Source organism: Streptomyces sp. NPDC014006, from assembly GCF_043088925.1.
Classification (GTDB): Bacteria; Actinomycetota; Actinomycetes; order Streptomycetales; family Streptomycetaceae; genus Streptomyces.
Genome location: NZ_JBICAJ010000001.1, coordinates 466,496 through 479,881, shown reverse-complemented (window position 1 = coordinate 479,881; position 13,386 = coordinate 466,496). Strand labels below are relative to the sequence as shown.

Here is a 13,386-nt window from a genome sequence, read left to right as displayed (position 1 = left end):
GGCAACCCCCCAGGTCAGGACCACCGCCCGGTACGGCCGAGCAGCAGTGCCGCGGCCGCCGTCCCGGCGGTCGACGTACGCAACACCGTAGGCCCCAGGACGTACGGCGTGGCACCGGCCTGACGGAACAGCGCCAACTCGTCCCCGGCAACGCCCCCTTCGGGGCCGACGACCAGCACGATCTCCCCGGATGCGGGCAGCTCGGCCGTCGCCAGCGGCTGACTGTCGACGTCGAAGTCGGAGTGCAGGACCCCGGCGAAGTCCGCCGTGCCCAAAAGTGCCGCAACCTGCTTGGTCGTCGCCGCGTCCGCGACCTCCGGGAACCGCACCCGCCGGGACTGCTTGCCCGCCTCCCGGGCGGTGTTGCGCCACTTGCCGAGCGCCTTCAGTCCCCGCTCGCCCTTCCACTGCGTGATGCACCGCGCCGCCTGCCACGGCACGATCGCGTCCACCCCGACCTCGGTCATGGTCTCCACGGCCAGCTCGCCCCGGTCGCCCTTGGGCAGGGCCTGCACCACGGTGATCCGCGGCGTCGGCGCGGGCTCCTCCTCGACCGACGGGACGTCGACGATCAGCCGGTCCTTGCCCTCCACCCCGGTCACCGGGCACAGCGCGTACCGCCCGGCGCCGTCCGTGAGGACGACCTCCTCGCCCACCTGGAGCCGCTTGACCGAGACGGCGTGCCGCCCCTCGGGCCCGTCGAGGACGAACCGGCCCCGGTCCGTCCCGAACGACTCGACGACGAAGACGGGCGCCGTCATCGCACCTCACCCCCATGGCTCCCGGCCGACAACGCTGTCCCCGCCGCCCGGACTTCGCCGACCAGCAGCTCCACCAGCCGCCCGGCCGGCAGGGCCCGGGCCAGCCGGTGCCCCTGTCCCGCCCACAGCGCCATGCCCTGCGCGTCGCCCGCCTTCGCGGCGGCCTTGCGCAGCGGCGCGGTCAGATGGTGGATCTCCGGGTACGCGGCCGGTGCGTACGGGCCGTGTTCGCGCAGGAACCGGTTGACCAGCCCGCGCGCCGGTCTGCCGGAGAACGCCCGGGTCAGCTCGGTCCGCACGAACAGCGGGTTGGTCAAGGCGTCCTTGTGCACGGCGTGCGCCCCGGACTCCTCCGTCGCGAGGAACGCCGTGCCGAGCTGGGCGGCGCTCGCCCCCGCCGCGAGCGCCGCGGCGATCTGGCTGCCCCGCATCAGTCCGCCCGCGGCGACCACCGGGATCGACACGGCCTCCCGCACCTGCGCCAGCAACGCCAGCAGTCCGATCCCCGAGCCGTCGTTCTCCGGTACGTCCCGGTGCGTGCCCTGATGGCCGCCGGCCTCCACGCCCTGCGCGATCACCGCGTCGGCGCCGGAGTGCTGTACGGCGACCGCCTCGTCCGCGGTCGTGGCGGTGGCCATCACGAAGGTGCCGACCCGGTGGAGGGAGTCGACGACCTCACGGCTCGGCACACCGAAGTGGAAGGAGACCACCGGCACCGGGTCGTCCCGCAGCACGGCGAGCTTTGCCTCGTAGCCGTCGTCCCGCCCGCTGTCGGGGTCGCCCAGCTCGGTCTCGTACCAGGTGGCCTCCCCGGCCAGCTGGTGCGCGTAGACGTCGACGGCACCGGATTCGGCGTACTGCGGCTGCGGCATGAAGACGTTGACCCCGAAGGGGCGGTTCGTCAGGCTCCGCAACTGCTTGATCTCCTGGTACATCCCGTCGGCGGTCTTGTACCCGGCGGCGAGGAAGCCCAGCCCGCCCGCCTCGCAGACGGCGGCGGCCAGCGGCGGTACGGAGACGCCGCCCGCCATGGGAGCCTGCACGATCGGATGGGGGAAGAGATCGGTCAGGGAGGACATGACGGCATGGTGTCACGTCCCCCGAACAAGTCCGAACCCACCCGTCCTCTTGGCATAGGCCACAGGAACGGGCCGGTGGCCGGGCGGAGAACCACCCGGCCACCGCAGTCGGTCACCGCCCGTTGAAGACGTCCTTCAGCAGCACGTCACCGCCCGTTGAACGCGTCCTTCAACCGCGAGAACAAGCCCTGCTGCCCGGGCTGGAACTGGCCCGTGGGCCGTTCCTCGCCGCGGAGCTTGGCCAGCTCGCGCAGCAGGCGCTCCTGCTCGGGGTCGAGCTTGGTCGGCGTCTGGACCTCGACGTGCACGATCAGGTCGCCGCGGCCGCCGCCCCGCAGATGCGTGACACCGCGGTCGTGCAGCGGGATCGACTGGCCGGACTGGGTGCCGGGCCGGATGTCGACCTCCTCCATGCCGTCCAGCGTCTCCAGCGGCACCTTCGTGCCGAGCGCCGCCGCCGTCATCGGGATCGTCACCGTGCAGTGCAGATCGTCGCCGCGCCGCTGGAAGGTCGGGTGCGGCAGCTCGTGGATCTCGACGTAGAGGTCACCGGCGGGACCGCCGCCGGGCCCGACCTCGCCCTCGCCGGCGAGCTGGATGCGGGTGCCGTTGTCGACACCGGCCGGGATCTTCACCGTCAGCGTCCGCCGCGAGCGCACCCGGCCGTCACCGGCGCACTCCGGGCACGGGTTCGGCACGATCGTGCCGAAGCCCTGGCACTGCGGGCACGGCCGCGAGGTCATGACCTGGCCCAGGAAGGACCGGGTGACCTGCGAGACCTCACCGCGGCCGCGGCACATGTCACACGTCTGCACGGAGGTGCCCGGCGCGGCGCCCTCACCCGAGCAGGTGGAACACACGATCGCGGTCTCGACCTGGATGTCCTTGGTCGTGCCGAAGGCCGCCTCGTCCAGCTCGACCTCGACCCGGATCATCGCGTCCTGGCCCCGGCGGGTGCGCGAGCGCGGCCCGCGCTGCGACGCCGTACCGAAGAACGCGTCCATGATGTCCGAGAAGTTCCCGAAGCCGCCCGCGCCGAAGCCGCCCGCGCCGGCGCCGCCGGCCTGCGAGAGCGGGTCGCCGCCGAGGTCGTAGACCTGCTTCTTCTGCGGGTCCGACAGCACCTCGTAGGCGGCGTTGATCTCCTTGAACCGCTCCTGCGTCTTCGGATCGGGGTTGACGTCCGGGTGCAGCTCGCGAGCGAGCCGCCTGAACGCCTTCTTGATCTCATCCTGCGACGCGTCGCGGCGCACGCCGAGTACGGCGTAGTAGTCCGTGGCCACCTACGACTCCGCCAGGATCTGTCCGACGTACCGTGCCACTGCGCGTACCGCTCCCATCGTTCCCGGGTAGTCCATGCGGGTCGGTCCGACCACGCCGAGCTTGGCGACAGCCTCGCCGCCCGAACCGTAGCCGACCGACACGACGGACGTGGAGTTGAGTCCTACGTGGGCGTTCTCATGACCGATACGGACGGTCACGCCCGGATCCTTCGCCTCGCCGAGCAGCTTCAGGAGGACGACCTGCTCCTCCAGCGCCTCCAGCACCGGCCGGATCGTGAGGGGGAAGTCGTGCGAGAACCGCGTCAGATTGGCGGTGCCGCCGATCATCAGCCGTTCCTCGTTCTCCTCGACGAGCGTCTCCAGCAGCGTGGACAGCACCGTCGAGACCGTGCCGCGGTCCTCCATTTCGAAGGCCTCCGGCAGATCCTCCACCAGCTTCGGCACATCCGTGAAACGGCGGCCCGCGACCCGGCTGTTCAGCCGGGCCCTCAGGTCCGCCAGCGAGGCCTCGCCGAACGGTGCCGGGCAGTCCACCATGCGCTGCTCGACCCGGCCGGTGTCGGTGATCAGCACCAGCATCACCCGCGCGGGCGCGAGCGACAGCAGTTCCACGTGCCGCACGGTCGAGCGGGTCAGCGACGGGTACTGCACGACGGCGACCTGCCGGGTGAGCTGCGCCAGCAGCCGCACCGTACGGGCCACCACGTCGTCGAGATCGACGGCGCCCTCGAGGAAGTTCTGGATCGCGCGCCGCTCCGGCCCGGTCATCGGCTTCACACCGGCCAGCTTGTCGACGAACAGCCGGTAGCCCTTGTCGGTGGGGATGCGCCCCGCGCTGGTGTGCGGCTGCGCGATGTAGCCCTCGTCCTCAAGGGCCGCCATGTCGTTGCGGACCGTCGCCGGGGACACGCCCAGGTTGTGCCGCTCCGTCAGTGCCTTCGAGCCGACCGGCTCCTCGGTGCCGACGTAGTCCTGGACGATGGCGCGCAGCACCTGAAGCCTTCGCTCACTCAGCATCGCGCACACCTCCAGAAGTCTTCCCTCGGCATCTTCCCCGACATCTCCCTGGCACTCAGCGCGTCCGAGTGCCAGACGTCCCCGGGCCAGTGTACGGCGGTGGGGTACGCCCCCGGCAAGGCTGGTCATACTGCACGGCCGGTTGGGGCTAGCGTCGCGGGTATGACGGTGACTTGGGAAGAGCTGGGGTGGGAACGGCTGGCGGCAGGGGTCGGACGGTGCCGGCTGCCGGGCTGGGACTGCACGGCGGGGCTGGTCGTCGGCGCCGGCACGGCGCTCATGGTCGACGCCGGATCCAGCCTCGCGGAAGGGGCCCGGCTGCGCGCGCAGGCCGAGCGGCTCACCGGTCACGGTGTGACCCATATCGCGCTCACCCATCCCCACTTCGACCACGTCTTCGGTGCGGCGGCGTTCGAGGGCGCGGAGGTCTTCGGTGCCGTCGGCATCGAGTCGGTGCTCACCCCGCGCGGCCGCGAGGAGCTGCGCACGGACGCGGTGGCCAACGGCCTGGACGCGCGGGACGCCCAGGAGGCCGCGGCGGCCCTCGCACCGGCCCGGCACCACGTCAGCGGCGAGTGGACCCTCGACCTCGGCGACGGCCGCCAGGTACTGCTCGCCAACGTGGGTCCCGGGCACACCGCCCACGATCTCGCCGTCCTGGTCCCGGGCGAGCGGGAGGTGGTGTTCTGCGGTGACCTCGTCGAGGAGTCCGGCGAGCCGCAGGCGGGCCCCGACGCCGTACCGTCGCACTGGCCGGACGCGCTGGACCGGCTGCTGTCGCTCGGCGGCGAGGACGCGCTGTACGTGCCCGGTCACGGAGCGGCGGTGGACGCGGCGTTCGTGCGGGCGCAGCGGGACGCCCTGGTGGCCCGCTTCGGCGTGTCGCGCTGATCCGCGCCCCTGTGGGCCCGGATTTCTCCTATCGTCATCCGAATGCGGCAGTACTCCCCCGACCTGACCCCACCCTGGAAGAAGAAGCCCCAGGCCGCCCCCGAGGTCCCGGCCGAGCCGGGCCTGGTGGTGGAGGAGCCCGGCAGCGGCTTCTGCGGCGCGGTGATCCGCTGCGAGGCAGGCACGGTCACCCTGGAGGACCGCTTCGGCAAGCACCGGGTGTTCCCGCTCCAGCCGCGCGGTTTCCTGCTGGAGGGCCGGGTGGTGACGCTGGTCAGGGCCGCCCCGGCGGCTCCGGTACGGCCCGGTCGTACCGCTTCCGGTTCGGTCGCCGTGCCCGGCGCCCGCGCGCGGGTCGCCCGCGCCGGCCGGATCTACGTCGAGGGACGGCACGACGCGGAGCTGGTGGAGAAGGTCTGGGGTGACGACCTGCGCATCGAGGGCGTGGTCGTGGAGTACCTGGAGGGCGTCGACGACCTCCCGGCGATCGTGGAGTCCTTCGCCCCGGATGCGGACGCGCGTCTCGGCGTCCTGGTGGACCATCTGGTGCCGGGCACGAAGGAATGGCGGATCGCCGAAGCGGTGACGAGCGAGCACGCGCTGGTGGTGGGCCACCCCTACGTGGACATCTGGCAGGCGGTCAAGCCGTCGGCGCTGGGCATCCGGGCGTGGCCGGTGATCCCGCGCGGCCAGGACTGGAAGACCGGCGTGTGCCGGGCCCTGGGCTGGCCGGAGAACACGGGCGCGGCCTGGCAGGCGATCCTCGGCCGGGTGCGGTCGTACAAGGACCTGGAGCCGGAGCTGCTCGGCAAAGTGGAGCAGCTGATCGATTTCGTCACCGAACCCGTGTAGGTCAGTCCGCCAGACCCGTGCAGGTCAGTCCACCAGGTCCCGCACCACCGCGTCCGCGAGCAGGCGCCCGCGCAGGGTCAGCACCGCGTGGCCCTCGGCGTACGGCTGTGCCTGGAGGAGTCCGTCGGACAGGGCGCGGTCGGCGGCCCGGCGGCCGTCGGCCTTCAGCAGGTCCAGCGGTACGCCCTCGCGCAGTCGCAGCTCCAGCAGGATGCGCTCGACGCGCCGGTCCTCCTCGCTCAGGATCTCCCGCCCGGCGCCCGGGGAGCGGCCCGCGGCCAGCGCCGCCGCGTAGGCGCCCGGGTGCTTGACGTTCCACCAGCGCACCCCGCCGACGTGACTGTGGGCGCCCGGGCCCGCGCCCCACCAGTCGGCGCCGCGCCAGTACAGCTCGTTGTGCAGGCAGCGGCCCGCCTCGGAGGTGGCCCAGTTGGACACCTCGTACCAGTCGAAGCCCGCCGCGGAGAGGGTCTCCTCGGCGATGAGGTAACGGTCGGCGTGCACGTCGTCGTCGGTCATCGGGACCTCGCCGCGCCGGATGCGCCGGGCGAGCTGCGTGCCCTCCTCGACGATCAGCGCGTAGGCGCTGACGTGGTCAGGACCGGCGCCGATCGCGGCGTCCAGCGAGGCCCGCCAGTCGTCGTCGGACTCCCCGGGCGTGCCGTAGATCAGGTCGAGGTTGACGTGCTCGAAGCCCGCCGCGCGCGCCTCGGCCACGCACGCCTCCGGGCGGCCGGGGGTGTGGGTGCGGTCGAGGATCTTCAGCACGTGCCGGCGGGCGCTCTGCATGCCGAAGGAGATCCGGTTGAAACCGCCCTCACGGAGGGTGGCGAGATAGGCCGGGTCGACGGACTCGGGGTTCGCCTCCGTCGTGATCTCCGCGTCCGGCGCGAGGCCGAACTCGTCACGGATCGCCGCCAGCATCCGCACCAGGTCGCCCGCGGCCAGCAGAGTCGGTGTACCGCCGCCGACGAACACCGTGCGCACCGGGCGCGGGTCGTCGCCGAGCACCTTGCGGGCGAGGCGGATCTCGTCGGTGAGGGTGTCGGCGTAGTTGTCGCGGGAGGCCAGCACTCCGCCCGTGCCGCGCAGCTCGGTCGCCGTGTAGGTGTTGAAGTCGCAGTAGCCGCAGCGGGTCGCGCAGTAGGGCACGTGCAGATAGAACCCGAGGGGCCGCTCGGCGGCGCCGGCGAGCGCGGACGCGGGCAGCGCGCCGTCGTCGGGGACGGGCTCGCCGTCGGGGAGTGCGGAAGGCATGTCTCCCATTGTCCAGGACGGCGGAAGGTTACTCCGCCTGGAGGACCAGCAGCGCCAGGTCGTCCTCCGGCGGCTGCCCGCCGAACTCGTGCACCAGCCGGCTGATCCGCTCGGCGACGAGGTCCGCGTCGAGGCCGGTGCAGCCGGCGAGCGCGCGGGCCAGCCCGTCGCGGTCGTCGAACTGGTCGGGGCCGTTGCGCCGCTCGGTCACCCCGTCGGTGACGCACAGCAGGGTGTCGCCGGGCCCCAGCTCGATCGTCTCGCTGGTGTACGTCTCGTCCTCGACGACGCCGAGCAGGGTCTGCGGGCGCGCGGCGGTACGGACCTCGCCGCCGGGGCCGAGGACCAGCGGCAGCGGGTGCCCCGCGGAGGCCAGGGTGCAGCGGACGCCGCCCTCGTACGGCAGCAGCTCGCCGTAGAGCAGGGACAGGAAACGGGTCTGCGGGCCGTCCCCGGGGGCGACGGGACCGGCGAAGGCGCGGGCGGCGGCGTCGGCGGCCTCGGTGGCGTCGTCGAGGAGAAGCTGGTTGAGGCGGTCGAGGACGTCGGGGACACCGTAGCCCTCGCGGGCCAGCAGCCGCAGCCAGGGCCGGGCCAGTCCGATCACGACGGCGGCCTCGGGGCCCTTGCCCTGGACGTCGCCGACGGCGAAGCACCAGCGGCCGTGCCCGGCCGGGAAGACGTCGTAGAAGTCGCCGCTGGGGCCGCCCTTGTCGCAGGGCTCGTAAACGAGCGCGGTGCGCACTCCGGGGATCTCGGCGACGGCGCCGGGCAGCAGGCCGCGCTGGAGGACCGCGCTGATGGTGGCCTGCCGGGCGTACTGGCGTGCTGCGCCGATGGCGAGCGCGACACGGCGGCTGAGGTCCTCGACGAGCCCGGTGACCTCGTCGGGGAAGCGCATCAGTCCGGTGCGGCCGATGACGAGGGTGCCGAGCGGGCGGCCGCCGGCGACGAGGCGGTAGGCGAGGGCGGCGCCGTGCGGGCCGAGCGCGGCCCTCGGCCAGGGATAGGGCAGCGGTCCGGGGGAGGCGGGGCCGGGCGGGCGGGGCGGTTCCTTCTCCAGGGCCTGGCACAGCTCCTCGACGAGGTGCTCGCTGCTGTGCCACACCCGGGCCGGCCGTACGCCCGGTCCGCCGCCGTCGGCCCACCCGCGCCCGGTGACCTCGTCCTCCAGCCACACCGCGCACCAGTCGGCGAGGCGGGGCACGACGAGCTGGCCGGTGAGGGAGGCGACGAGGTCCTCGTCGAGCTGCCCGGCGAGCAGGTCGGAGGCCTCGGCGAGGAAGGACAGGGCCCCGCGGCCGAGCCAGTCCCGGTCGCTGTCGGCGCCGCGCGCGTCGGGGGCGAGGACCCCGGCGAGCCGGAGGGCGTCGCCGAGGGCGTGGTCGCCGCAGTCGTCTCGGTGCGGGCGGTCGTCGGGGCGGGCGCGGTCCTCGGACTCCGGGGTGAGCCGGGCCCACACCGTCTTGGCGGTACGGCGGTAGGTGACGCCCCAGGACTCGGCGAGCGCGGCGACCAGGCGCAGTCCGCGCCCGTACTCCGGTTCCGGTGTCTCGGCGTCGGCCGCGGTGTCGCGCGGGGCGCGGGCGGGGTGCCGGTCGGTCACCTCGACGACGACGGCGCCGGCCGGCTCCAGCCGGCAGTGCAGTTCGACGTCGGTGCCCGCGTGCACGACGGCGTTGGTGACGAGCTCGCTGACGAGGAGGGCGGCGTCCTGCGCGAGCCGCTCGGTGAGCCGGTCCGCGCCGGGCAGGGCGAGGCCGGTCCACTCGGCCAGCGCCGCGCGGACCATGCCGCGGGCGGTGCCGGGCGCGAGTTCGCCGCCGGGCAGGAGGGCGTGCGCCCGCGCGCGGCTGTCGGTGTGCGCGGCCGCGGCACCCGTCAGGACCTCGGTCTCGCGCTGCGTCGGTACGACCCCCATCGACAACTCCCCGAGCGGTCCGGCTGGATATCTGTCGGTCGATGGCGACAGGGTGACAGACCGGACCGGCGCATAAGCGTGGAGTTACCGAACTGGGTCGCGATGCGTGAGAACCAGGGCGCGCGGATGCCCGGATCCGGACAGAAAGAGTCCGGATCCGGGCATCCCGCGTTCACGAGGCGTCCGCCGCTGGACTATGCCAGGCAGGTCCGCGGCGTCACCGGTCTACCCCTCGCGCGTCCCGGCGTACATCTCGTCCAGCAGGTGCTTGTACTCGCGCTCCACGACCGGCCGCTTCAGCTTCAGGCTCGGGGTGATCTCGCCGTGCTCGACGTCGAGGTCGCGGGGCAGGAGGCGGAACATCTTGATGGTCTGCCAGCGCTGGAGGCCCTCGTTGAGCTGCTTGACGTAGCCGTCGATCAGCTCGACGGTCTGCGGCGCGGCGACCACCTCGGCGTACGCCTTGCCCGCAAGGCCGTTGTCCTTCGCCCAGTCGAGGATGGCCGGCTCGTCGAGGGCGATGAGGGCGGTGCAGAAGTTCCGGTCGGCGCCGTGGACGAGGATGTTGGAGACGTACGGGCAGATCCCCTTGAACTGGCCCTCGACCTCGGCCGGCGCGATGTACTTGCCGCCGGATGTCTTGATCAGGTCCTTCTTGCGGTCGGTGATGCGCAGATAGCCGTCGGGCGACAGCTCGCCGATGTCACCGGTGTGGAACCAGCCGTCGCTCTCCAGCACCTCGGCGGTCTTGTCGGGCAGCTTGTGGTAGCCCTGCATGATGCCGGGGCCGCGCAGCAGGATCTCGCCGTCGTCGGCGATCCGGACCTCGGTGCCGGGCAGCGGCTTGCCGACGGTGCCGGTGCGGTAGGCCTCGCCGGGGTTGACGAAGGAGGCCGCGGAGGACTCGGTGAGGCCGTAGCCCTCCAGGATGTGGATGCCCGCGCCGGCGAAGAAGTAGCCGATCTCGGGGGCGAGCGCGGCGGAGCCGGAGACACAGGCGCGCAGCCGGCCGCCGAAAGCCTCGCGGATCTTGCTGTAGACGAGCGTGTCGGCGACCTTGTGCTTGGCGCCGAGGCCGAAGGGCACGGTGCGGTTGCCGGTGCGCCGGAAATTGTCCTGGGAGACCTTGGCGTACTCGCGGGCGACCTCGGAGGCCCACTGGAAGATCTTGTACTTGGCGGCGCCGCCGGCCTTCGCCTTGGCGGCGACCCCGTTGTAGACCTTCTCGAAGATGCGCGGTACGGCGGCCATGTACGTCGGCTGCACGACCGGCAGATTGTCGATGATCTTGTCCACGCGGCCGTCGACGGCGGTGACGTGGCCGACCTCGATCTGGCCGGAGGTGAGCACCTTGCCGAAGACGTGCGCCAGCGGCAGCCACAGGTACTGCACGTCGTCCGCTCCGACCAGCCCGGTCGCGGCGATCGCCTTGGCCATGTACGACCAGTTGTCGTGCGGCAGGCGCACGCCCTTGGGGCGGCCGGTGGTGCCGGAGGTGTAGATGAGGGTGGCGAGCTGGTCGCGGGTGATCTTGCCGACCCGCTCCTTGACCAGCTCAGGCTCCTGCGCGAGACGGGCGGCGCCGCGCTGCTCCAGCTCGGCGAGGGTGAGCACCCAGTCACCGCTCTCGACGCCGGCCGGGTCGATCACCACGACATGGGTGAGGTCGGGCAGCTCGTCGCGCCGCTCGACCGCCTTGGCGAGCTGGGCGGCGTTCTCCGCGATCAGGATCTTGCTCTCGGAGTCGGAGAGGATGAACGCCGACTCCTCGGCGTTGGTCTGCGGGTAGATCGTGGTGGTGGCCGCCCCCGCGCACATGATGCCGAGGTCGGCGAGGATCCACTCCAGGCGCGTGGAGGAGGCGAGCGCGACGCGCTGCTCCGGCTGGACACCCAGCTCGATCAGCCCGGCCGCGATCGCGTGGACCCGCTCGGCCGCCTGTGACCAGCTGAGGGACTTCCAGCCGTCCGGGCCCTCACCGGAGGCGGCGGGTACCGGGTAGCGGTATGCCTCGGCGTCCGGCGTGGCCGCCACGCGCTCCAGGAAGAGGCCCGCCACGGACGGCGGACGGTTCTCGATCAGGGTAGTTGCGTCGCTCACGACATCCTCCGGGGCCCGCGACAGTGCGGCTGGCGCGACAGTGCGGCTGGTTCCTACCCACGAGACGTTGTTTAACTCGCGAGTAACTATCGGGCAGGGACAGAGTAGAGCCCGACCGCCGCCTGCGTAAGAGCTGACGCCCGGTAGTTTCCCCACTCGATGGCCTGAGAGAACACACGGGGGCCCGGCGCACTTTCGTACGGCGGACCCCTGTGTGACCGGATTTTCCGGGGCGGCGAGGCGCTACCGGCGGTTACTTCTTGCCCTTGGCCGATGCCCCGCTGTCATCGCTGGACAGGACGGCGATGAAGGCCTCCTGCGGAACCTCCACAGAACCGACCATCTTCATCCGCTTCTTGCCTTCCTTCTGCTTCTCCAGCAGCTTCCGCTTACGGGAGATGTCACCGCCGTAGCACTTGGCGAGGACGTCCTTGCGGATGGCGCGGATGGTCTCGCGGGCGATCACCCTCGAGCCGATGGCGGCCTGCACCGGCACCTCGAAGGCCTGCCGCGGGATCAGCTCCTTGAGCTTGGCGACGAGCCGCACACCGTACGCGTACGCCTGGTCCCTGTGGGTGATCGCCGAGAAGGCGTCCACCTTGTCGCCGTGCAGCAGGATGTCGACCTTGACCAGGGAGCTGGTCTGCTCGCCGGTGGGCTCGTAGTCGAGGGAGGCGTAGCCGCGGGTCTTGGACTTCAGCTGGTCGAAGAAGTCGAAGACGATCTCGGCGAGCGGCAGCGTGTAGCGGATCTCGACGCGGTCCTCGGAGAGGTAGTCCATGCCGAGCAGGGTGCCGCGCCGGGTCTGGCACAGCTCCATGATCGAGCCGATGAACTCGGTGGGCGCGAGGATGGTGGCCCGCACGACCGGCTCGTACACCTCGCTGATCTTGCCCTCGGGGAACTCGCTCGGGTTGGTGACCGTGTACTCGCTGCCGTCCTCCATGACCACGCGGTAGACCACGTTGGGGGCCGTGGCGATCAGGTCGAGGCCGAACTCGCGCTCCAGGCGCTCGCGGATCACGTCCAGGTGCAGCAGGCCGAGGAAGCCGACGCGGAAGCCGAAGCCGAGCGCGGCGGAGGTCTCCGGCTCGTAGACCAGGGCGGCGTCGTTGAGCTGCAGCTTGTCCAGTGCCTCGCGCAGCTCGGGGTAGTCCGAGCCGTCCAGCGGATACAGGCCCGAGAAGACCATCGGCTTCGGGTCCTTGTAACCGCCGAGCGCCTCGGTGGCGCCCTTGGACTGGCTGGTGACGGTGTCACCGACCTTGGACTGGCGGACGTCCTTCACACCGGTGATCAGGTAGCCGACCTCGCCGACGCCGAGGCCGTCGGCCGGGAGCATCTCGGGCGAGTTGGTGCCGATCTCCAGCAGTTCGTGGGTGGCGCCCGTCGACATCATCTTGATGCGCTCGCGCTTGCTGAGCTGCCCGTCGATGACACGGACGTACGTCACGACACCGCGGTAGGAGTCGTAGACCGAGTCGAAGATCATGGCGCGCGCGGGGGCGTCCTTGACGCCGACCGGGGCGGGGATCTCCGCGACGACCTTGTCCAGCAGCGTCTCCACACCGAGACCGGTCTTGGCGGAGACCTTCAGCACATCGCCCGGCTCGCAGCCGACGAGGTTCGCGAGCTCCTCGGCGAACTTCTCGGGCTGCGCGGCCGGCAGATCGATCTTGTTCAGCACCGGGATGATCGTGAGGTCGTTCTCCATCGCCAGGTAGAGGTTGGCGAGGGTCTGCGCCTCGATGCCCTGGGCGGCGTCGACGAGGAGGATGGTCCCCTCGCAGGCGGCGAGCGACCGCGAGACCTCGTAGGTGAAGTCGACGTGCCCCGGGGTGTCGATCATGTTGAGGATGTGCGTGTTGCTCTTGTCGTGGGTGGGGGCCCACGGCAGCCGCACCGCCTGGGACTTGATCGTGATGCCGCGCTCGCGCTCGATGTCCATCCGGTCGAGGTACTGAGCACGCATCTGCCGCTGCTCGACGACGCCGGTCAGCTGGAGCATCCGGTCGGCGAGCGTGGACTTGCCGTGGTCGATGTGCGCGATGATGCAGAAATTGCGGATCAGAGCCGGGTCGGTACGGCTCGGCTCGGGCACATGGGAAGGGGTCGCGGGCACGCAGGGTCCTGTCTCTTGAGGCGCCTTATGCCTCGGGTCGGATCGATACGTAGCTTCCATGGTCCCACGGGTGCGGCGCGGTGACCGGTTTGGGCCACTCGAA

The 13,386-nt window shown here is 71.7% G+C and carries 10 protein-coding genes; 2 read left to right on the top strand and 8 right to left on the bottom strand.

Translation table 11 applies throughout. The features are described 5' to 3' along the window. Window positions 1-14 precede the first annotated feature (14 nt). The 4 genes from ACF1GV_RS02150 to hrcA form a co-directional block, all read right to left on the bottom strand. The gene (locus ACF1GV_RS02150; RefSeq protein ID WP_391676989.1) at window positions 15-761 is read right to left on the bottom strand and encodes a 16S rRNA (uracil(1498)-N(3))-methyltransferase; all 747 of its coding nucleotides are present in this window, start codon (window positions 759-761) and stop codon (window positions 15-17) included. Beyond that, the gene (locus ACF1GV_RS02145) at window positions 758-1,840 is read right to left on the bottom strand and encodes a nitronate monooxygenase (RefSeq protein WP_391676988.1); all 1,083 of its coding nucleotides are present in this window, start codon (window positions 1,838-1,840) and stop codon (window positions 758-760) included. Before ACF1GV_RS02145 ends, ACF1GV_RS02150 begins: the two co-directional genes overlap by 4 nt. 146 nt (window positions 1,841-1,986) lie before the next feature. Then, window positions 1,987-3,123 carry a molecular chaperone DnaJ gene (gene dnaJ / locus ACF1GV_RS02140; protein WP_391676987.1) on the bottom strand — a complete coding sequence of 379 codons (1,137 nt, stop codon included), beginning with the start codon at window positions 3,121-3,123 and terminating at the stop codon, window positions 1,987-1,989. Continuing rightward, on the bottom strand, window positions 3,124-4,140 hold the full coding sequence (gene hrcA, locus ACF1GV_RS02135) for a heat-inducible transcriptional repressor HrcA (RefSeq protein WP_391676985.1): 1,017 nt from the start codon (window positions 4,138-4,140) through the stop codon (window positions 3,124-3,126). Between the two features lie 162 nt (window positions 4,141-4,302). Between hrcA and ACF1GV_RS02130 the strand changes: the two genes are divergently transcribed. Both ACF1GV_RS02130 and ACF1GV_RS02125 read left to right on the top strand, forming a co-directional pair. After that, a complete protein-coding gene (locus ACF1GV_RS02130; RefSeq protein WP_391676984.1) occupies window positions 4,303-5,031 on the top strand; it encodes an MBL fold metallo-hydrolase in 729 nt (242 codons plus the stop codon). 42 nt (window positions 5,032-5,073) lie between these two features. Continuing rightward, on the top strand, window positions 5,074-5,883 hold the full coding sequence (locus ACF1GV_RS02125) for a DUF3097 domain-containing protein (protein ID WP_391676982.1): 810 nt from the start codon (window positions 5,074-5,076) through the stop codon (window positions 5,881-5,883). A gap of 24 nt (window positions 5,884-5,907) precedes the next feature. Here the strand turns inward: ACF1GV_RS02125 and hemW are convergent, their stop codons facing one another. The 4 genes from hemW to lepA form a co-directional block, all read right to left on the bottom strand. Next, entirely contained in the window at window positions 5,908-7,140 is a 1,233-nt protein-coding gene (gene hemW, locus ACF1GV_RS02120) for a radical SAM family heme chaperone HemW (RefSeq protein ID WP_391676980.1), read from the bottom strand. Between the two features lie 28 nt (window positions 7,141-7,168). Next, on the bottom strand, window positions 7,169-9,061 hold the full coding sequence (locus ACF1GV_RS02115) for a SpoIIE family protein phosphatase (protein ID WP_391676979.1): 1,893 nt from the start codon (window positions 9,059-9,061) through the stop codon (window positions 7,169-7,171). Window positions 9,062-9,286: 225 nt separating this feature from the next. Then, complete coding sequence (locus ACF1GV_RS02110) at window positions 9,287-11,161, bottom strand: AMP-dependent synthetase/ligase (RefSeq protein ID WP_391676978.1); 1,875 nt, start codon at window positions 11,159-11,161, stop codon at window positions 9,287-9,289. A gap of 253 nt (window positions 11,162-11,414) precedes the next feature. Further along, complete coding sequence (gene lepA / locus ACF1GV_RS02105) at window positions 11,415-13,283, bottom strand: translation elongation factor 4 (protein WP_363264700.1); 1,869 nt, start codon at window positions 13,281-13,283, stop codon at window positions 11,415-11,417. Window positions 13,284-13,386 lie beyond the last annotated feature (103 nt).